Here is an 18,653-nt window from a genome sequence, read left to right on the forward strand (position 1 = left end):
AGTCTGTTAGATGCCAACCACCTATCTTGATCAGTTTTATTCGTTTGACCCCGCGAATCCGCCACCGGGCGGTACATCGGTAGTTGTTGATAAATTCAACCTCACCGATGTGGATGACGATGGCGAGATCGACGCGCCCAGCGGGGATACGGTAAACGGCCAGGATGTTACTTCGTCGTGGCCGGGTGATGTTGTTACGATTAACGTGACAGGCGTTGGCAATGTCACCTATACCGGCACGACCTTCTATCTTGCTGACGGAACCCGTGTCTTTACACCAACAGACGGGCAGGTTCTGCAACCGGGCACGTTTGTCTCATCAACCTTTGTCAACACGCAGGGGCCGCTAGATGTTGGCAATCTTGGCCCGCCCTGTTTCACCCCCGGAACGCTGATCGAAACGGCTGATGGCCCTCGTCTTATCGAAGATCTGAAGCCCGGCGATATGGTCATCACATCGGACAACGGTGCGCAGCCGCTGCTTTGGATGGGGCGGACCACGGTTGAGGCCGAAGGCAAGCTGGCGCCCATTCGGTTTGAGGCTGGCGTGCTGGGGCTGGAACAGCCTTTGATCGTATCGCCACAGCACCGGATGCTGGTCTCGGACTGGCGGGCGCCGTATTTGTTCGGCCATTCCGAAGTGCTGATCGCAGCGCATAGCCTGGTCAACGGGGATTCTGTTACGCGTGTTGAGGGTGGTCAGATCGACTATATTCATCTTCTATTTTCGCGCCATGAGATCGTCATTGCAAATGGGGCCAAAAGCGAAAGTTATTACCCGGGGCACGCGCTCTCTCAGTCTGACGCCGAGACAAAGGCTGAAGTTCTGGCCCTGTTTCCCGAATTGCAGACCCGCGATGCGGTCCTGCCAGAAACCGCCCGTCCCGTGATACGCCCGCGCGAGGCGCGCGCTTTGGCGATTTAATCCGTTCCAAACATCGCCGCCGCGTCGTATAGCAACAATATGGCAAAGAAAGCAGCGCGCAAATCGAGCAGTAAGAAAAGCAAGGCGTCGAAGGCAAAGAACCAGACACAATCGCGGATTCGCCGCTGGGTGACCCGCGTGGTATTCGGTCTGGTTGCGTTTGTTGTGGCGCTTGTGGTGCTTTTTTCCGTGGTGAATCCCCCGGTAACCCATACGATCTGGTCTGAATGGCGGCGGCTGGGCAAGGTTCAGCGCGATTGGGTGCCGATTGAACAGATCTCGCCCGTCATGGCGCGATCCGTGGTGGCGGCAGAGGATGCCAATTTCTGCCTGCACTGGGGGTTTGATGTCGATGCCATTCGCGATGCTTTGGAGGAAGGCGGTACACGTGGCGCCTCAACCATCACGCAGCAAGTGGTGAAGAATGTGTTCCTGTGGCAGGGGCGCAGTTGGGTGCGTAAGGCGCTTGAGACATCTCTCACCCCCGTGGTCGAGATTTTCTGGAGCAAGCAGCGCATTCTCGAGGTCTATTTGAACGTGGCCGAGACTGGCGAAGGTGTGTTTGGCGTTGAGGCCGCAGCCCAGCGCAACTTCAATGTGACCGCGGCCCAGCTGTCGCCAGTTCAGGCCGCACGTATTGCCGCAATCCTGCCTTCTCCCAAAAACAGGTCCGTTCGGGATCCGTCGGTCCGCACACGCAGACGGGCTGCCTCGATCCTCGATGGGGCGGCCACCATTCGCGCAGATGGTCGCGCGGATTGTTTCGAGGATTGAAACCCAAGGCCCTGCAAGGCTAAAGCTTGAGTGTAATCACTGGTTCGATTGGAAGCCCATGGCGCGTTTGTTTCATGTTCCCTTGTCCCCCTTCTGCCGTAAGGTGCGCCTGTCACTGGCGGAAAAGAAGATTGAGGTTGAGCTGGTCGAGGAGAAATACTGGGAGAAAGATCCCGATTTCCTGCGCCGCAACCCGGCCGGAAAAGTCCCGGTTCTGCGTCTGGACGGAAAGATCATGTCCGAAAGCAACGCGATTTGCGAATATATTGAGGAAACCCGCCCAGAACCTGCCCTGATGCCCAAAACGCCCGAGGCGCGATATGAAGTGCGCCGGTTGGTATCCTGGTTTGATGACAAGTTCCATCACGAGGTGACATCCAAACTGGTTTATGAGCGCGTGAACAAGAAAGTTACCGGTCAGGGCTATCCTGACAGCAAAAATGTCAAGCAAGGTGCCAAGGCCATCAAGTATCATCTGGATTACATGGCCTGGTTGCTGGATCACCGCCGTTGGCTGGCCGGGGATCAGATGACATTGGCCGATTTTGCGGCTGCGGCGCATCTATCGGCGCTGGACTATATCTCGGACGTAGATTGGAATCGGTCTCAGGCAGTTAAAGACTGGTATGCCAAGATCAAATCCCGACCTGCTTTCCGGTCGATTCTGGCGGATCAGGTTCCTGGGTTCAGGCCGCCCACCCATTACGCAGATCTGGATTTCTGATAGGGTCACGTAAGGGGGGCAGTCTGCCCCCAATCGCGCCTTGAGACGCGATTTCCCCCCAAAGGTATTTAGGGCCAGATGAAGAGCGGATCGGGTTTAAAGGGTAAGTTGGTGGCGCAGGCGCTGAGCGAGGGCTTTGTGTCGTGCCGTATTTGTCGCCCGTGGGATGTCCCCCTAGTGCCCGACCGGCTTGAGGCGTTCCTGCAGGCCGGATATCACGGGCAGATGGAATGGATGGCCGAACGGACCCATTGGCGGGGCGATCCGGCAGCGCTCTGGCCTGAGGCGAAATCGGTGATCATGTTGGCAGAAAGCTATGCGCCCGAACATGATCCAACCGAGATTCTGGACCACCCCGAGAAAGGGGCGATCTCAATCTATGCGCAGAACAAGGACTATCACGACCTGGTCAAGAAGCGGCTCAAAAGGTTAGCCCGCTGGTTGATAGCCGAGGCTGGTGGCGAGGTGAAGGTCTTTGTCGATACCGCCCCGGTTCCGGAAAAGGCCTTGGGTCATGCTGCGGGGTTGGGATGGCAGGGTAAGCACACCAATCTTGTAAGTCGCGATTGGGGAAATTGGGCCTTTATAGGGTCTGTTTTTACAACTCTGGACCTACCTTCGGATCAAGCAGAGGTGGATCACTGTGGATCCTGCCGGGCCTGTTTGGCCGCCTGTCCGACAGACGCATTCCCGGCGCCTTATCAGTTGGACGCGCGGCGCTGCATTTCTTACCTGACAATCGAACACAAGGGTCCGGTTGATGAAGACCTGCGCGCGAAACTCGGCAATCGGATCTATGGTTGCGATGATTGCCTTGCCGCCTGCCCCTGGAACAAATTCGCAGTCACGGCCAGTGACATGCGCTATGCAGCGCGTGAGGATCTGAAGGCTCCTCGGCTGGCGGAATTGGCTGGCCTGGACGATCCGGAATTTCGAACGAAATTCTCGGGTTCTCCGATTAAGCGGATTGGACGGGACCGGTTTGTGCGAAATGTGCTGTACGCCATTGGCAACTCGGGCCTGCAGGGGTTGATACCGATTGCACAAGGTTTGACAGAGGATCCGGATTCAGCCGTGGCAGATGCCGCGCGCTGGGCAGTCAAACAACTCTCCTAGGTGCCGCAAACAGGCTGGACGTGTCGGTGCAAACCGCTAAACCCAATCACAGCGAACAGGAAGGAGAACCCGATGGCGCTGGCTTTGGGGGTTGATACAGGCGGAACCTATACGGATGCGGTGCTGGTCCGGGATGAGACTGAGGTGATTGCTTCAGCCAAATCTCTGACAACACGAGCTGATCTGGCGATTGGCGTCGGCAAGGCGATTTCCGCGGTTCTGACGCAGGCTCAGGTGTCACCGGAGCAGATCTCAATGGCGTCGCTGTCAACGACATTGGCCACGAATGCGCTGGTCGAAGGGCAGGGTGGCCGGGTTGCCCTTGTCTATATCGGGTTCAGGGAAGGAGATCTGGAGAAGCATGGTCTGCGGGATGCTTTGAAAGGGGATCCAGCTTTGGTTGTGGCGGGCGGTCACACGCATGCGGGAACAGAGGCCAGGCCATTGGATGTTCAGGCGATTGAAGCCTTTTTAGACTCTAATCCAGGGGTTTCAGGTTTCGCTGTGGCCGGTCAGTTCGCCACCAGAAACCCGGCGCATGAACTTGAGGTCGCCCGCATTATTACTGATCGGACGGGTGCGCCGGTGACATGTTCGCACCATCTGTCGGCCAAGTTGAATGGCCCAAAACGTGCGGTGACAGCGGTGCTGAATGCACGGTTGATTGGCATGATCGACCGCTTGATCGGACGAGCACAGGATCAGCTTGTGACGCTAGGTATTTCAGCGCCAATGATGGTGGTTCGCGGCGACGGAGCGTTGATGAGCGCCGAACAGGCGCGGGATCGACCGATTGAAACGATTTTGAGCGGCCCTGCGGCCTCGATCGTCGGGGCGCGCTGGCTAACGGGAGCCGAGAACGCGCTGGTATCAGATATCGGAGGTACCACGACCGATGTCGCCTTGATCCGGGATGGCAAGCCCGCCATTGATCCCGAAGGTGCCAGGGTTGGCGGCTTTCGTACCATGGTGGAGGCCGTCGCAATGCGGACCCACGGGTTGGGCGGGGACAGTCAGGTACATGTTGTAACCGAAGGGCTGGGCGGCGGCATCTTCCTGGGACCGCGCCGTGTTTTGCCCGTATCTCTGATCGCGTCAGAAGCGCCCGACGAGGTTCACACGGCCTTGGATGCGCAGTTGCGGGCCCCAACTGTGGGTGAACATGACACCCGGTTCGCACGTCTGGTACCGGGTGTTCATGCCGAAGGTCTGGGGGCAAGGGAAACCGCCCTGGTGGATCGCTTGGGGCAGAAGGTCCTGCCGCTGTCTGATTTGCTTAAAACGCGGATGGAGACAGGCGCACTTACTCGTTTGGTGGATCGTGGAATCGTTCAGGTATCCGGCGTGACACCTTCGGATGCCAGCCATGTTCTGGGCCGTTTGGATGCCTGGGACGCAGAGGCTGCACGCAAAGCGCTGGAACTGGTGGCGCGAAAACGGATTGGCACCGGTGATATGCTGGCTGCAACACCGGATCTGTTGGCGCAGATGATCGTTGATCAGCTGACCGAACAGACCTCTTTGACCTTGTTAGAGACCGCGTTTTCAGAAGAAGCCGAAGATTTCGGCGTTCCGGCACCCGATCTGGCCCGGCATGTTTTGACGCGGAAAGGTCTGGCCGGGCATCGCGGTTTGGTGGCGCTGGACGCGGCACTGAATGTGGATGTGATCGGTCTTGGGGCGTCGGCCCCCAGCTATTACCCCGCAGTCGGGGAAAGATTGCGATGCCGCATGATTCTGCCGGAACACACGGGCGTGGCCAATGCGATTGGAGCTGTGGTTGGCAGGCTGACACTGCGCCGGGCCGGGACCGTCACCGCGCCATCCGAAGGGAGGTACAGGGTGCATCTTGAAGACGGGCCTCAGGACTTTAGCGATTCTGACGAGGCGATGGCGCTGCTGGAATCCATCCTGAGGGCTGAGGCGGAAGGAGAAGTGCGCCGGGCCGGTGCCGAGGATATCCGAGTGATCGTCGACCGGGATATCCGCACCGCCCGTATCGAAGCGCAGGAGGTCTTTGTTGAGGCAATGATCACCGTCGAGGCCAGTGGAAGGCCGCGGGTGGCGTCTGACTAGCCCCAGATCCGGGCCTAATCCTTACTCGGCCGCGTCGCGTTTGGGCAGAACCCAATCCGGGCGCGGGAAATGGCAGGTATAGCCGTTCGGGATGCGTTCAAGATAATCCTGATGCTCGGACTCGGCCTCCCAGAAATCGCCAACGGGTTCCAGCTCGGTCACGACCTTGCCGGGCCAGATGCCACTGGCATTCACATCGGCAATGGTGTCCAGGGCGACCTGTTTCTGGGCGTCATCGACATAATAAATGGCCGAGCGATAGCTCATCCCCATGTCGTTCCCTTGCCGGTTCACCGTAGTCGGGTCATGGATCTGAAAGAAAAACTCAAGCAGATCGCGATAAGTGGTCACGGTAGGATCGTAAAAGATCTCGATTCCCTCGGCATGGGTGCCGTGGTTGCGATAAGTGGCGTTGGGCACGTCTCCACCAGTATATCCGACGCGAGTGCGGAAAACGCCCGGGCGTTTGCGGATCAGATCCTGCATGCCCCAAAAGCAGCCCCCGGCAAGAACGGCGCGATGTTCGGTCATTCGATCTCCTCCACATGAATCAGGAATTCGCCATAGCCTTCGGCTTCCATCTGATCGCGATGGACGAACCGTAATGAGGCTGAGTTGATACAGTATCGCAGCCCGCCATGTTCGCGGGGGCCGTCGGGAAATACATGCCCCAAATGGCTATCGCCATGTTTCGAGCGAACTTCGGTCCGGATCATACCCAGCGAGGCATCGCGCAGTTCTTCAACATGCTCATGCACGATTGGTTTGGTGAAACTGGGCCAGCCGCAGCCGGATTCGTATTTATGCGCCGAGGCGAACAGAGGTTCACCCGAGACGATATCCACATAGATGCCGGGCTCTTTGTTGTTCAGCAGTTTGCCAGTGCCGGGCCGTTCGGTGCCGCTGTTTTGCGTGACGTGATATTCCTCGGGCGACAATGCGGCGATGGCCTCAGGGGATTTGGTGTAACGGGTCATGGCTCCTCCGGTCGCTTTGGTGGTTCGCATTATAGATGGGGTTTGGCGGCGGAAAGCAAAGGGGGTTTTGCGTTCCTCGCGCTTATGTGTGGGTCAGGCCGGTTTTGCAGCGGGTTGGCGGGACAGTTGCACCGCCAGAATGCCCAGAGTGGTGATAAGAACCCCGACCGCATCCAGCGGCCCCAGTTTTTCGCCCAACAAGATCGCGGCGATGGTGACACCAAAGACCGGGTTGAGAAAGTGAAACGTGGCCGCCCGGGTTGCGCCGATCCGATCCAGCAGCAGGAACCAGATGAACGTGGCCAGAAGGCCGGGAAACAGAGTTGTATAGGTGAAGGCCAGGACCAGCGGCACCGTCAAGTGGATATGAATCGTTTCGAATACCGGTGCTGCAACAAACAGAATGGCCGATCCGACCAGCATCTGTAAGCCAACCACCATCATGAAATTCCCGCCCGATGTCGCCCCACGCACTGCGAGCGTGGCAAATGTCAGCGCAAGCGCTCCAATGCCACAAAGCATGACGCCGAACAGATCAACGCCGTCGCCGATCCGACTGCTCATGATCAGAGCAACACCGGCGAACCCGGCACACAGGCCGACAATTCCAACTGGCCGTAATCTGTCGCCCATAAACACCCAACTGGCCAAGGCAACCAGCAATGGCATGGTCGAGGCGATGATGGCGGCAACAGAGGCCTCGATTGTTTGCATCGCATAGAAGTTTAGGCCCAAATAAAGGGCATTTTGACATATCCCGAACAGGATGGTGGCATACCATTGTGACCGCGTCAGCCGCCAGCTTTGGCCAATCGCCCGTGCAATCACGACGCCAATCAAACCCGAGATCAGAAACCGCAGAGCCAGGGAAAACAACGGCGATGCGTCCGCCACGATGATCCGGGCCGAGGTGAAGGCCGAAGACCAGATAAACGCAAATGTCAGCCCCATGGCCATTGCGCGAAAATCCATCGCGACCCCCTGTTCAGATTTTCGCACTGTTGACCGAATAAGCGCGCGCCGCAAGCAGTGCTGTTTTTATTGATTGATCAGCCAATAAACTATAACAGCGTCATGAACTGACATTAATGGGAGGATTGTCGGTGCTATTGGAGTACATACTATCATTTGGCGTCTTGCTGGCGTTGGGCCTTGTTGCCTTCTTTGTGGTGAAGTGGTGGAATCTACGGATCGTCGGCGTAACGCCGGTTCATCTGTTCACCTTCATCGCGATTCTGTTCACATCCGGGTTGGATGTCGGCCTGATCATGTTTCCGCTGACCGAATTCGGCGGCTATGCCGAAGATCCCGCCTATGCGTTTGCCAACCCACTGGCGATCGAATTCGGGTTCTGGGGCTTTCTGATCTGGGCGTTCTACTTTCTGACCGCGTTCTATTTCTGTGTCATCGAGCCGCGCGTGAAGTTCTTTGAAATTCCGCTGGTCAAGCTGATCAACAACGTGGTCATCATCGGCACCTGCGCTTTCACCGCCAGCCTGTTCCTGATCTACCTGCCCGGCTACCTGCCCGAGGTCGGAGACGGCGAGTCAGTGGTCACCACCTTCTATGTCATCGTGTTTGTCGTCATTCTGGCAGCGGCCTATTCTTCGACCGACCTGAAATACGTGCGTATCCTGTCGGTGGGCTCGACCTTTTTGTTCCTGGCACTGATCCTGGGCATGTGGGTTGCTGCGGGCATGGGCGTGAATGGCTTTGTGGAAACCGGAAGCAATGTTGGTGCCTATTTCACCAACCTGCACAAGTTTGTCCTGCCGCTGACAGATTATCACGCCTTCTACCTGTTCTGGTGGTTTGCCTGGTCGATCATGATCGGCCAGTTCACATCTCGCTTTGTAGGTGGGCTGAAGACCTGGCAGCTACTGGCTGCTCTGCTGATCTTTCCGTCGATACCTTTGGCGATCTGGTTCACCGTTCTCTACTATTACCACCTGAACGGCATCAGCACTGCAGGCATCACCAACATTGCGATGGTGATTGTGGGCGTGACCTTCGTGATCAACTCACTGGATTCGTTGATTAGGCTCTATACGGACAACCTGAACATGACAGTCGCCCGCTTTGGTAAAGCGATCTATGTGGCGGGCAATGTTGTGCTGCTGTTCGTCCTGACCTTGCTGTTCCAAAGCCAGTGGTTGCAGATCCAGTGGATCGGCGCAGTTGTTGTCGGCCTCTATCTGGCCTGTGTGGTCTATATCCTGATCACCAAACGCAAAGAGGTGCTGAGCATCAATGGGATGCCCGAAGACCGTGATCTGGATTTCCACAAGGTCGAGACGGTTCACTGATCAACATCGACAAAAAGCTAATACGGGCGCTGAGGCGCCCGTTTTTTTGGCCGGCACTGTGTAAGCAATGCAGAAAGAGTCAAAAAGGCGAAACAAAAGCGACACGTGTGAAATCACAAACTTGCAATATCTTTTACTTATGTTGGCTTAGTTCAATCTTCACTCACTGAAGAGCTATCTTGAGGCACGCTCTTCCTTGGAGTTGATAACCTTAATGGTCCCTCAGGCGCGTTTTTCACCAATCGTGGCCACACCCAGAACAGACAGGACCTTGGCCTCGATCTGTTCGGCATTCATACCGGCAACCGCATACATATCCGCCGGGTTTGCCTGATCAATGAAGATATCCGGAAACACCATCGAGCGGTATTTAAGGCCCTGATCAAACACACCCTCATCGGCCAGTAGCTGCGCCACATGGCTGCCGAAACCGCCAATCGCACCCTCTTCGATGGTGATCAGCGCCTCATGATCGGAGGCCAGATTCAGGATCAGGTCGCGGTCCAGCGGTTTGGCGAAACGTGCATCGGCGATGGTGGGGGTGATGCCGCGTGCGGATAGGGCCTCGGCGGCTTTTTGTACTTCGGCCAAGCGCGTACCGAAAGACAGCAATGCCACGCGCGCGCCCTTCTGAATTATCCGGCCTTTGCCGATTTTAAGCACTTCACCACGCTCGGGCAGGTCCACGCCCACGCCTTCACCGCGGGGATAGCGGAAGGCGATCGGGCCTTCGTCGTGGGCGACGGCGGTGGCCACCATATGCATCAGCTCGGCCTCGTCTGCGGCGGCCATCACGACCATGCCCGGCAGGTTGGCCAGATAGGCAATGTCAAACGATCCGGCATGGGTCGCCCCATCAGCGCCCACCAGACCAGCGCGGTCGATGGCAAATCGCACGGGCAGGCGCTGAATGGCCACATCATGCACGACCTGATCATAGCCGCGCTGCAGGAAGGTCGAATACATGGTGCAGAACGGCTTCATCCCGCCCGCAGCCAAAGCCGCCGAGAACGTCACACCATGCTGTTCCGCAATCGCTACATCGAAACAACGTGACGGGTAGCGTTCGGCAAACAGGTTCAACCCGGTTCCATCGGGCATGGCGGCGGTGACGGCGACGATCTTGTCGTCCCGCGCGGCTTCTTCCACCAGGGTCTTGCCGAAGACCGACGTATAAGAGGGCGCGTTTGACGGTGCCTTCTTTTGCTCACCCGTCACAACATCGAATTTCGCGGTCGCGTGACCCTTGTCGCGGGCCTGCTCGGCTGGGGCATAGCCTTTGCCCTTTTTGGTCAACACATGGATCAGGATCGGGCCGGTTGCCCGTGCCTTGACCGTGCGCAGCACCGGCAACAGCTGATCCATGTCGTGTCCGTCAATCGGGCCGAGATAGGAAAAGCCCAGTTCTTCGAATAAAGTACCCCCTACGGCCATGCCCTTGAGCATTTCCTTGGCGCGTTTGGCGCCTTCGCGGAACGGTTCCGGCAACAAGGACACTGCGCCCTTGGCGGCGGCCTTCAGATCGTGGAACGGTTCTTCGGCATAAATGCGCGACAGATAACTGGACAGGGCGCCAACCGGCGGTGCGATGCTCATTTCATTGTCGTTGAGGATAACGATCAGGCGCTTTTTCAGGTGGCCTGCGTTGTTCATCGCCTCAAAGGCCATGCCCGCCGACATAGATCCATCGCCGATCACCGCAATCGCATCGCCCAGACCTTCGGGCGTCACGCCACCCAGATCGCGCGCCACGGCAAAGCCAAGGGCCGCACTGATCGAGGTGCTGGAATGCGCCGCGCCAAACGGGTCGTAGGGGCTTTCGCTGCGCTTGGTGAACCCGCTCAACCCACCGGGTTGGCGCAGGGTACGGATCCGGTCGCGCCGCCCGGTCAGGATTTTATGCGGATAGCACTGGTGCCCGACATCCCAGATGATTTTGTCACGCGGCGTATCGAATACCGCATGCAGCGCGGTGGTCAGTTCCACCACGCCCAGACCCGCACCCAGATGCCCGCCGGTGACCGATACGGCCGAGATCGTCTCGGCCCGTAATTCCTGCGCCACCTGATGCAGCTGCGCGTCCGAAAACTGCCGCAGGTCGGCCGGGCGGTTCACAAGATCCAGCAGAGGAGTGTTCGGGCGGTCAGACATATGGCGCGTTCCTGGCTTAGCTGTCCCGGGCAATAACGAAGCGGGCGGCGTCCTTCAAGGTTTCAGCCGACGCGCCATAGCCTTCCAACGCGGCGCAGCCCTGTTCCACCAGCTCCGCGGCACGGGTTCTGGCGGCGTCGAGGCCCAGCAGAGACACAAACGTGGCCTTTCCCGCCTCGGCATCCTTCTGAAGGCGCTTGCCCGCAATTTCGGCGTTACCCTCTATATCCAAGATGTCATCTGCGATTTGAAAAGCAAGACCAAGGGATTGGGCATATTGGCGCAAGGGCGCAAGATCAGCTTGGGCCAGACGCGCGCCGGCGCATGCAGACCACTCGATCAGCGCTCCGGTTTTTCCTGCCTGCAAATGGGTGATTTCTTCCAGCGTCAGCGGAGAGCCTGCCGATTCCGCCGCGATATCCAGCGCCTGGCCCAGCACCATGCCCTGCGCTCCGCTTGCCTGCGCCAGAGACAAGGCCAATTCCGCGCGAATTTCGGCGGGGCCAATTTCGGGACGGGTGCAAAGTTCGAATGCCAGCGTCTGCAACGCGTCGCCTGCCAGAACCGCGATGCCCTCATCCCATTTCACATGAACTGTCGGGCGCCCGCGACGCAAATCGTCGTCATCCATGCAGGGCAGGTCATCATGCACCAGAGAATAGGCGTGCAACGCCTCGATCCCCATGGCAGGCCAGATCGCACGCGCTGTATCCACATCATGCAGCCGCGCGCTTTCCAGCACCAAAAACCCGCGCAGACCTTTGCCGCCTTGCGTGGCATAGGCCATCGCCTGTGTCACATCCAGATCGTCCAGCGCGCCCAGAACCAGATCAAAATGGTCCTGAATCAGCGTTGCATCCTGCGCCAGTCTTTCGCGAAACATTTACTGACCTTCGACAACCGTCGTCCCGGTCGGTTGACCATCGGCGTCCAAGGTGATCGCGGCCACTTTTTCCTCGGCCCGCTTCAGTTCATCCTCGCAGCGTTTCTTCAGCGCTGCACCCCGTTCATACAAGGCGATGGACTGGTCCAGCGCCACATCGCCACGCTCCAGCTGGCCGACAACGGCCTCAAGCTCTTTCATCGCCTGTTCGAATGTCATCTGGTCAACGGGTGTATCTGTCATCGGGCTGCCTTCATCAACTCTTCCACATGGGCACGTGTGGCCTCGGCCAAGGCTTTCAGATCATACCCGCCTTCCAAAGTCGAGACGATACGTCCCGCGCAATGCTCATCGGCAATCTTGCACAATTCGGCAGTGATCCAGGCGAAATCTTCGGTGGCCCAGTTCAGATTGGCCAGCGGATCATCCTGATGGGCGTCAAACCCGGCAGAGATTATGATCAGCTCGGGTTTGAAGGCGCGCAGTCGCGGGAAAGCCAATGTTTCATAGGCGGCGCGCATCTTGGCGCCGCCGGTTCCGGGGGACAGTGGAATATTCAGGACGTTGTCAAAGGCGCCGGTCTCGTCGGCGCGGCCTGATCCCGGCCACAAGGGCATCTGTTGGCTGGTGATCACCAACGCGCGCGGCTCATCCCACAGCAAATCCTGCGTGCCATTGCCATGGTGTACATCGAAATCCACCACAGCGACGCGGCACAGACCGTGATGATCCAACGCGTGTTTCACCCCCAATGCGGCGTTGCCGAACAGGCAGAACCCCATGGCGGTTTCATTCTCGGCGTGATGGCCGGGAGGGCGAATGGCACAGAACGCATTTGGGGCTTCTCCGCCCAGCACTAAATCCACGGCTTTTACCACAGCCCCTGCAGCCCTATAGGCCGCATCTACAGATCCCGGCGACATGAATGTATCGCCGTCCACTTGCCGGAATCCCTCTGTCGGGCGACTTTTGCGGATGTCGCGAATATGGCTTTCGGGGTGAATACGCAGCAGGTCATCATCGGCTGCAAGCGGCGCGGTCACACGATCCAGGTCCAGCCTATCCAGCGCATGAAGGATATGTTCCAGTCGCGCGACTTGTTCCGGATGCCCCTCGGGTGTCACGTGCCCAAGACAATCCGCATGGGTCAAAAGGGCAGTTTTCATCACAATCCCCTGTTCATCTGGTCAAAATACCTTCGCCGAAGGCAAAGAACCGCCACGCAGCGGCTCAATCAATCCGGTGCCAGCATGTACCCGGCCCCGCGCACGGTCTGCAGGTACCGGGGTTGTTTCGGGTCTTGCTCGATCTTGCGTCTCAGCCGTGTGATCTGCACATCCACGGCACGCTCCTGCGCCTGACCCTTATCACGGCCCAGATCCTCGACCAGCTTGGCGCGACTGATAGGGGCGCCGGGTTGGGCCGAGAAGATCTTCATCAGCTGGCTTTCCGTTGCGGTTAGGCGGACCGTTTCTTCGCCCCGCCACATCTCACCGCGCTCAACATCATAGCGGATCGGGCCGAGATGCAGAATCTTGGTTGCGGCATCCTGTGCCGGGGTTTCCGGCATCCGGCGCAGGATCGCATTGATCCGCAACAAAAGCTCTTTGGGCTCGAACGGTTTGGCCAGATAATCATCGGCCCCCGCCTCAAGCCCGGCGATACGGTGTTCGGTTTCTCCCCGCGCCGTCAGCAACAGGATCGGGGTGGTGTGGGTCTCGCGCAGGGCTCTGGTCAGGCTGACACCATCTTCGCCGGGCATCATCACATCCAGAACGATCATGTCGAAATCCAGCCCCGACAGCACCCGACGTGCATGGGCCGCATCCCGCGCCGCGGTCACCAGAAACCCGTTTCGCATCAGGAATTTCTTGAGCAGATCGCGAATACGCTCGTCATCGTCAACGATCAACAGATGGGCGTCCATATCACTCATGAGGTCGTATCCCGCAATTTGGTATAGGCATGACGCATATCAGCATCCATCATTGCTTCAAGCACTTTGCGAAACCCAGACACCGCTTCTGGGCCTGCGTCCTTATAGGCCGCGCGCATCCGCACGCGCTGGGCCTCGGACAGCCTGGTTTCAAGCGCCCTCCCGGCTTCGGTCAGAAACAGGTGCCGTTCGCGCTTGTCCACTGTACCGACCCTGCTTTCGACCAACCCATCGTCAATCAATGTCCGAAGGACCCGGTTCAGAGACTGTTTCGTCACCCCAAGAATAGCAAGCAGGTTATTGACGGTCGTCCCCGGTGCGCGATTTATAAAGTGGATAGCACGGTGGTGTGCCCGCCCATAGGCCAGCTGTGTCAGAATGCGATCCGGGTCCGCCGTGAACCCGCGATAGGCGAAAAACATCGCCTCGATCCCCTGCCGCAGCTGTTCATCCGTAAGAAACAACAGGCTTTCTCCGCCAAAGGCCTGGGCGGGGCGGGTATCTGACATATTCTGCCTCATTCGTTACACAGGTCCGAGTTTATGTCAGCGTTGTTGACATTCCAAGAGCGGACAGGTATCGAATCGCAGTTTTTGCGCAACTTTATGTCCACTTCGGACCTATATTGCGCAATAATCGGAATATTCAACCCAGGCAGGGAGGTTTCGCATGGCGGGGTATGATGATCGTGACGGTGTCATCTGGATGGATGGAGAACTTGTGCCCTGGCGCGAGGCGAATGTCCACATTCTGAGCCATGCGATGCACTATGCGTCTTCGGTCTTTGAGGGCGAGCGGGCCTATAACGGCAAAATTTTCAAAAGTCGGGAGCATTCTGAACGGCTGGTCGCCTCGGCCGAGGCGCTGGACATGCCGATGCCCTATACGATCGACCAGATCGAAGCGGCAAAGGAAGACGCGCTGAAGGCAAGTGGCTTGCAGGACGCCTATGTCCGTGCGCTGGTCTGGCGTGGTTCGGGTGAGGATATGGGCGTGGCCTCGGCCAAGAACCCGGTCCGCATGGCCGTAGCGGTCTGGCCCTGGGGTGCCTATTATGGCGACGCCAAGATGCAGGGCGCCAAGCTGGATATCGCGGAATGGAAGCGGCCCAGCCCTGAAACCATCCCGGTCCATGCCAAGGCGGCCGGGCTGTACATGATATGCACCATTTCCAAGCATAAGGCCGAGGCCAAGGGCTGCTCGGATGCGCTGTTCATGGACTGGCGCGGTTATGTTGCCGAGGCGACCGGGGCGAACGTCTTCTTTGTGAAGGACGGCGAAGTTCATACCCCGTTGGCCGATTGCTTTTTGAACGGGATCACCCGCCAGACAGTGATCCAGATGCTAAAAGATAAAGGCATCACGGTGCATGAGCGCCGCATCAAACCCGAAGAGATGGCCGATTTTGAACAATGCTGGCTGACCGGTACTGCGGCCGAGGTCACGCCTGTGGGCCAGATCGGCGACTATACGTTCGAGGTCGGTGACCTCACCCGCGAAATCGCCGCAGATTATGAGGCGCTGGTCCGCGCCTGATCGCAGATTTGAGACAGATAGAGCCCCCGCGATTTCGCGGGGGTTTTTCTTTGCCGTTCATTCGCAATTCATTGCAGATCGTACAGGTAACTGGACGAACGCGTGGCGGGGTGTAGGTTACGGTAATGTTAGACCTTCTCAGCGATATCCTCACCCGTCTGTCCTTGCGCGGGACGTTTTACTTCCGCACTTCTTTTACGCCTCCGTTCGGAATTCAGGTTCCAGCCTTTGAAAACGTCGCCCGGTTTCATTTTGTTCAACGGGGTGAGCTTCATGTTTTCGTCTCTAATACAGGGGAAACTCTGCGTTTGAAGCAGGGTGATCTGATCCTGATTCCCCATGGTACGGCCCATGCGTTGCTGTGCAACGAAGTCAAGCCGTTGGACGCTTTGCCTCTGGAGCAGGTGCTGGAAGATGCGGGTTACACGGGGGATGGGGTTTTGATCTATGGCGGAGAGGACAAAGGTCGTGACACGCAACTGATCTGCGGCCACTTCTCGTTCACCGGCCCTCCGGGTCGACAAGGTACCGGGCATATGTTGCTGGATCGGTTGCCTCCTTACATCCTGATCGAGAATTACGGTGAAGAGGCTGGGGCCTGGTTCGAGTCCACCCTGCGCATGATTGGATCCGAGGTCAGCGGCGCGCGTATCGGTGGCGACCTGATCGCGTTGAAACTGTCCGAAGTGCTGTTCGCGCAGGCCATCCGTGCTTATCTTGAACATCAAAGCCCAAGTGACTCGGCCCTGGCAGGATTTGCAGATCCGCGAATTTCACGCGCGCTGACCGCGTTTCACCGCGCACCAGCGGAAGAATGGAGCGTTGAGACCCTGGCCCGAGAGGCCGCTATGTCCCGCACGGCCTTTGCCCAGCTCTTTGCTGAAAAGATGGGGGCCACGCCCATGCAATACCTCACCGATTGGCGGATGCAGATTGCCTGTCAGGGATTGGTCGAAAGCCGCTGGAACGTTTCCGATGCGGCGGCCGAGGTGGGGTATGCCTCTGAGGCCGCGTTTTCCCGCGTGTTCAAGAAACAGATCGGTCTGTCACCGGCGGCTTATCGAGCCATGCATTGATCCTCCATCATTCTGAACGATCTGCAAGGTTTCATGGACGATCCAGAATTAAACGTTCGACCTACTTGTCCTAGTTTGAGATCATCTCAAACAAGGAAAGGAAAATGCAATGTCTCTCCGTTTCGTTACCCGCAATATTCATGCCTACCTCGATTACCCGGTTGCCATCGCCCTGATGGCGCTGCCGTTTGTTCTGGGGTTGGGTCAGTCCAATCCGATGGCCCTGTGGCTGTCGGTTGTGACCGGCATTGCAGCCTTTGTCCTGACCGTATTGACCGATCATCATCTGGGGATTTGGAGGGTATTGCCTTATCGCGTCCATCTGGGCGTCGATCTGCTGGTCGGGGTGGTGTTTCTGGCGGCACCCAGCCTGTTTGGGTTCCAGGGTCTGGATGCGATATTCTACTGGCTGAACGGCGCGGCGGTGGTGGCGGTCATCTCGCTCAGCGCGCCAGAGAAAGAGGCGTTTGCTTGAACGGGCACATGCCCTGACGCCTCGAAACCTTTGCTTCCCACTCGGAAAAAAGCCGCCCGTTCAAACAACGGGCGGCTTATCGCGGTGACCTTGATAAAGCGCTCAGAAATCTACGCCGCGCTGGGCTTTGATTCCGGCCTGAAACGGGTGCTTTTCTTCGGTCATCTCAGTGACCAGATCAGCATAGTCACGCAGCGCCTCCGGGGCGTCGCGGCCGGTCAGGAACACGCTGGTCTTGTCGGACCGCGCCTTCAATCCGCCAATCACCTGATCCACCGTCAGATATTCATACCGCAGGGCAATATTGATCTCGTCCAGCACGACCAGATCATACTCACCGCTTTCCATCAGTGCCCGGGCCTTGTCAAAAGCGGCGTTGGCAGCAGCGATATCGCGTTCGCGGTCCTGAGTGTCCCAGGTAAAGCCTTCGCCCATCGTGTGCCAGGTGACCAAGTCGCGCTCTTCAAAGAACCGCCGCTCACCGGTTTTCCACTTGCCCTTGATGAACTGTACGACGGCAACTTTCTGACCCCATCCCAGCGCTCGGATCACGACACCAAACGCGGCCGAGGATTTGCCCTTGCCCTTGCCGGTATTGATCAGCACCAGACCACGGCCCGGGTCGACGGCCTCGGACACTTTTTTGCGGTGCTTGGCCTGCACCTGCTGCATCTTTTCTTTGTGATCCTGCGCGTCGCTCATTCGGGCACCTCTGTGATTGTTGGGCCCAAACTAGGGCAAGATTGAAAAAGGTAAAGTCACGCTTTGTGATCGGTCAGGGACCGGGCCTTGCCGCGTTCCAGTCCCAGCTGGTGTTCGCGCCAGATCACGACCACATTGCCCGCAATCACCAACGCTGCACCCAACAGGATCGCAAGCGTCGGCAGCTCATCAAACCAGATATAGCCGATGAATATGGCAAACAGCATGGTGGTATAGTCATAAGGCGCCAGCATTGAGGCCTGACCAAAGCGATAGGACGAGGTGACTAGAATCTGTGCAACACCGCCGATCAACCCCATTATGATCATGATTAGAGCCTGATTAAGTGTCGGCATGGTCCAACCCCAAAACGCGGTCAGAGCTGAAAGCAGAGTAGCGGTCATCGAGAAATAGAACACGATCGCGGCCGGGTGATCCACCTTGACCAGCTGCCGGATATGGATCTGAACAAAGGCACGGGCGAGTGTGGCCGCCAGCACGCAAAGCGCGCCGATCGTGGCTGCCATCTCCATCTGGGTGGTGCCCAGCCTGGGCCAAACCATAATCAGCACGCCCAGCAATCCCAGCGCGACGGCGCCGATGCGGATCATGCGAATGCGCTCACCCAGAATCAGCGCGGCCAGAATCAGGGTGAAGATCGGGGTGGCATAGCCAATCGCGGTGACTTCGGGCAGTGGCAACAGGCTGAGGCCGGTAAAGGTCAGACCCATGGCACTGGTGCCCAGAACGCCACGCCAGAAATGACCCATCGGCTTTTTGACGACAAAGCCTTTGGCCAGCTCTCCGCGCCAGATTAACCAGACGATGATGACCGGAATGGCGAAGAGCGACCGGAAGAACACCAGTTCACCGGGGGGGAAGTCCTCGGACAGTGCTTTGACCAGTGCAGACATTGAGGTGAACAGAACCAACGCGGCCAGTTTCAGGCCCACGGCAAGCATGGGTCGATGGGAAGTCAGGGATTGTGCCATTGGC

20 protein-coding genes are annotated in these 18,653 nt (G+C 57.9%); 9 read left to right on the plus strand and 11 right to left on the minus strand.

Annotated features, from left to right (window positions below; translation table 11 throughout):
* The first annotated feature begins 10 nt into the window (after nt 1-10).
* From AC2FH9_RS19470 to AC2FH9_RS19490, 5 genes are all read left to right on the plus strand, one after another.
* A complete protein-coding gene (locus tag AC2FH9_RS19470) occupies nt 11-925 on the plus strand; it encodes a Hint domain-containing protein (protein ID WP_496872663.1) in 915 nt (304 codons plus the stop codon).
* 39 nt (nt 926-964) lie between these two features.
* Nucleotides 965-1,699 (plus strand): monofunctional biosynthetic peptidoglycan transglycosylase, encoded by a 735-nt coding sequence (gene mtgA, locus AC2FH9_RS19475; RefSeq protein ID WP_496872664.1) that lies wholly within the window; start codon nt 965-967, stop codon nt 1,697-1,699.
* Between the two features lie 58 nt (nt 1,700-1,757).
* Entirely contained in the window at nt 1,758-2,423 is a 666-nt protein-coding gene (gene fzlA / locus AC2FH9_RS19480) for an FtsZ-binding protein FzlA (protein ID WP_496699298.1), read from the plus strand.
* A 78-nt stretch (nt 2,424-2,501) separates the two neighbouring features.
* Nucleotides 2,502-3,539, plus strand: coding sequence for a tRNA epoxyqueuosine(34) reductase QueG (gene queG / locus AC2FH9_RS19485; RefSeq protein WP_496872666.1), 1,038 nt, complete (start codon nt 2,502-2,504; stop codon nt 3,537-3,539).
* A 72-nt stretch (nt 3,540-3,611) separates the two neighbouring features.
* On the plus strand, nt 3,612-5,615 hold the full coding sequence (locus tag AC2FH9_RS19490; RefSeq protein ID WP_496872667.1) for a hydantoinase/oxoprolinase N-terminal domain-containing protein: 2,004 nt from the start codon (nt 3,612-3,614) through the stop codon (nt 5,613-5,615).
* A gap of 21 nt (nt 5,616-5,636) precedes the next feature.
* Here AC2FH9_RS19490 and msrA read toward each other — a convergent pair whose 3' ends face one another.
* The 3 genes from msrA to AC2FH9_RS19505 form a co-directional block, all read right to left on the minus strand.
* The gene (msrA, locus tag AC2FH9_RS19495; protein ID WP_282022325.1) at nt 5,637-6,146 is read right to left on the minus strand and encodes a peptide-methionine (S)-S-oxide reductase MsrA; all 510 of its coding nucleotides are present in this window, start codon (nt 6,144-6,146) and stop codon (nt 5,637-5,639) included.
* Nucleotides 6,143-6,592 carry a peptide-methionine (R)-S-oxide reductase MsrB gene (gene msrB, locus AC2FH9_RS19500; RefSeq protein WP_496692641.1) on the minus strand — a complete coding sequence of 150 codons (450 nt, stop codon included), beginning with the start codon at nt 6,590-6,592 and terminating at the stop codon, nt 6,143-6,145. The genes msrA and msrB overlap by 4 nt, the downstream gene beginning before the upstream one ends.
* Before the next feature lie 93 nt (nt 6,593-6,685).
* Nucleotides 6,686-7,564: a DMT family transporter gene (locus tag AC2FH9_RS19505; RefSeq protein WP_496872670.1), complete on the minus strand. Its 879-nt coding sequence runs from the start codon at nt 7,562-7,564 to the stop codon at nt 6,686-6,688.
* A 137-nt stretch (nt 7,565-7,701) separates the two neighbouring features.
* Between AC2FH9_RS19505 and AC2FH9_RS19510 the strand changes: the two genes are divergently transcribed.
* Nucleotides 7,702-8,898 (plus strand): BCCT family transporter, encoded by a 1,197-nt coding sequence (locus AC2FH9_RS19510; protein WP_496699288.1) that lies wholly within the window; start codon nt 7,702-7,704, stop codon nt 8,896-8,898.
* 222 nt (nt 8,899-9,120) lie between these two features.
* Here AC2FH9_RS19510 and dxs read toward each other — a convergent pair whose 3' ends face one another.
* From dxs to AC2FH9_RS19540, 6 genes are all read right to left on the minus strand, one after another.
* Nucleotides 9,121-11,049, minus strand: a complete 1,929-nt coding sequence (gene dxs, locus AC2FH9_RS19515; RefSeq protein WP_142640262.1) for a 1-deoxy-D-xylulose-5-phosphate synthase — start codon at nt 11,047-11,049, stop codon at nt 9,121-9,123.
* A 16-nt stretch (nt 11,050-11,065) separates the two neighbouring features.
* The gene (locus AC2FH9_RS19520) at nt 11,066-11,932 is read right to left on the minus strand and encodes a polyprenyl synthetase family protein (protein ID WP_496872671.1); all 867 of its coding nucleotides are present in this window, start codon (nt 11,930-11,932) and stop codon (nt 11,066-11,068) included.
* A complete protein-coding gene (locus tag AC2FH9_RS19525; RefSeq protein WP_142640258.1) occupies nt 11,933-12,175 on the minus strand; it encodes an exodeoxyribonuclease VII small subunit in 243 nt (80 codons plus the stop codon). It lies immediately after the preceding gene.
* Nucleotides 12,172-13,098 (minus strand): histone deacetylase family protein, encoded by a 927-nt coding sequence (locus AC2FH9_RS19530; RefSeq protein ID WP_496751094.1) that lies wholly within the window; start codon nt 13,096-13,098, stop codon nt 12,172-12,174. The genes AC2FH9_RS19525 and AC2FH9_RS19530 overlap by 4 nt, the downstream gene beginning before the upstream one ends.
* Nucleotides 13,099-13,166: 68 nt before the next feature.
* Nucleotides 13,167-13,868, minus strand: a complete 702-nt coding sequence (locus tag AC2FH9_RS19535) for a response regulator (RefSeq protein WP_142640254.1) — start codon at nt 13,866-13,868, stop codon at nt 13,167-13,169.
* Nucleotides 13,865-14,377 carry a MarR family winged helix-turn-helix transcriptional regulator gene (locus AC2FH9_RS19540; RefSeq protein ID WP_142640252.1) on the minus strand — a complete coding sequence of 171 codons (513 nt, stop codon included), beginning with the start codon at nt 14,375-14,377 and terminating at the stop codon, nt 13,865-13,867. Before AC2FH9_RS19540 ends, AC2FH9_RS19535 begins: the two co-directional genes overlap by 4 nt.
* A 160-nt stretch (nt 14,378-14,537) precedes the next feature.
* Between AC2FH9_RS19540 and AC2FH9_RS19545 the strand changes: the two genes are divergently transcribed.
* From AC2FH9_RS19545 to AC2FH9_RS19555, 3 genes are all read left to right on the plus strand, one after another.
* Nucleotides 14,538-15,404 carry a branched-chain amino acid aminotransferase gene (locus AC2FH9_RS19545; RefSeq protein ID WP_496692646.1) on the plus strand — a complete coding sequence of 289 codons (867 nt, stop codon included), beginning with the start codon at nt 14,538-14,540 and terminating at the stop codon, nt 15,402-15,404.
* A 125-nt stretch (nt 15,405-15,529) separates the two neighbouring features.
* On the plus strand, nt 15,530-16,480 hold the full coding sequence (locus AC2FH9_RS19550; protein ID WP_496872673.1) for an AraC family transcriptional regulator: 951 nt from the start codon (nt 15,530-15,532) through the stop codon (nt 16,478-16,480).
* A gap of 109 nt (nt 16,481-16,589) precedes the next feature.
* Nucleotides 16,590-16,955, plus strand: coding sequence for an SPW repeat domain-containing protein (locus AC2FH9_RS19555; protein WP_496872675.1), 366 nt, complete (start codon nt 16,590-16,592; stop codon nt 16,953-16,955).
* Between the two features lie 102 nt (nt 16,956-17,057).
* On the opposite strand, the gene cobO is transcribed toward AC2FH9_RS19555, so the two are convergent.
* On the minus strand, nt 17,058-17,657 hold the full coding sequence (gene cobO, locus AC2FH9_RS19560; RefSeq protein ID WP_496872677.1) for a cob(I)yrinic acid a,c-diamide adenosyltransferase: 600 nt from the start codon (nt 17,655-17,657) through the stop codon (nt 17,058-17,060).
* Nucleotides 17,658-17,713: 56 nt separating this feature from the next.
* Nucleotides 17,714-18,649 carry a DMT family transporter gene (locus AC2FH9_RS19565; RefSeq protein WP_496787160.1) on the minus strand — a complete coding sequence of 312 codons (936 nt, stop codon included), beginning with the start codon at nt 18,647-18,649 and terminating at the stop codon, nt 17,714-17,716.
* Nucleotides 18,650-18,653: the final 4 nt, after the last annotated feature.

Source organism: Ruegeria sp. CDSC081, assembly GCF_059610485.1.

Bases quoted from the DNA above. Each gene is read 5' to 3' on its own strand.
- AC2FH9_RS19470 (WP_496872663.1), top strand. From the start codon at position 11: ATGCCAACCACCTATCTTGATCAGTTTTATTCGTTTGACCCCGCGAAT.
- mtgA (WP_496872664.1), top strand. From the start codon at position 965: ATGGCAAAGAAAGCAGCGCGCAAATCGAGCAGTAAGAAAAGCAAGGCG.
- fzlA (WP_496699298.1), top strand. From the start codon at position 1,758: ATGGCGCGTTTGTTTCATGTTCCCTTGTCCCCCTTCTGCCGTAAGGTG.
- queG (WP_496872666.1), top strand. From the start codon at position 2,502: ATGAAGAGCGGATCGGGTTTAAAGGGTAAGTTGGTGGCGCAGGCGCTG.
- AC2FH9_RS19490 (WP_496872667.1), top strand. From the start codon at position 3,612: ATGGCGCTGGCTTTGGGGGTTGATACAGGCGGAACCTATACGGATGCG.
- msrA (WP_282022325.1), bottom strand. From the start codon at position 6,146: ATGACCGAACATCGCGCCGTTCTTGCCGGGGGCTGCTTTTGGGGCATG.
- msrB (WP_496692641.1), bottom strand. From the start codon at position 6,592: ATGACCCGTTACACCAAATCCCCTGAGGCCATCGCCGCATTGTCGCCC.
- AC2FH9_RS19505 (WP_496872670.1), bottom strand. From the start codon at position 7,564: ATGGATTTTCGCGCAATGGCCATGGGGCTGACATTTGCGTTTATCTGG.
- dxs (WP_142640262.1), bottom strand. From the start codon at position 11,049: ATGTCTGACCGCCCGAACACTCCTCTGCTGGATCTTGTGAACCGCCCG.
- AC2FH9_RS19520 (WP_496872671.1), bottom strand. From the start codon at position 11,932: ATGTTTCGCGAAAGACTGGCGCAGGATGCAACGCTGATTCAGGACCAT.
- AC2FH9_RS19525 (WP_142640258.1), bottom strand. From the start codon at position 12,175: ATGACAGATACACCCGTTGACCAGATGACATTCGAACAGGCGATGAAA.
- AC2FH9_RS19530 (WP_496751094.1), bottom strand. From the start codon at position 13,098: ATGAAAACTGCCCTTTTGACCCATGCGGATTGTCTTGGGCACGTGACA.
- AC2FH9_RS19535 (WP_142640254.1), bottom strand. From the start codon at position 13,868: ATGAGTGATATGGACGCCCATCTGTTGATCGTTGACGATGACGAGCGT.
- AC2FH9_RS19540 (WP_142640252.1), bottom strand. From the start codon at position 14,377: ATGTCAGATACCCGCCCCGCCCAGGCCTTTGGCGGAGAAAGCCTGTTG.
- AC2FH9_RS19545 (WP_496692646.1), top strand. From the start codon at position 14,538: ATGGCGGGGTATGATGATCGTGACGGTGTCATCTGGATGGATGGAGAA.
- AC2FH9_RS19550 (WP_496872673.1), top strand. From the start codon at position 15,530: ATGTTAGACCTTCTCAGCGATATCCTCACCCGTCTGTCCTTGCGCGGG.
- AC2FH9_RS19555 (WP_496872675.1), top strand. From the start codon at position 16,590: ATGTCTCTCCGTTTCGTTACCCGCAATATTCATGCCTACCTCGATTAC.
- cobO (WP_496872677.1), bottom strand. From the start codon at position 17,657: ATGAGCGACGCGCAGGATCACAAAGAAAAGATGCAGCAGGTGCAGGCC.
- AC2FH9_RS19565 (WP_496787160.1), bottom strand. From the start codon at position 18,649: ATGGCACAATCCCTGACTTCCCATCGACCCATGCTTGCCGTGGGCCTG.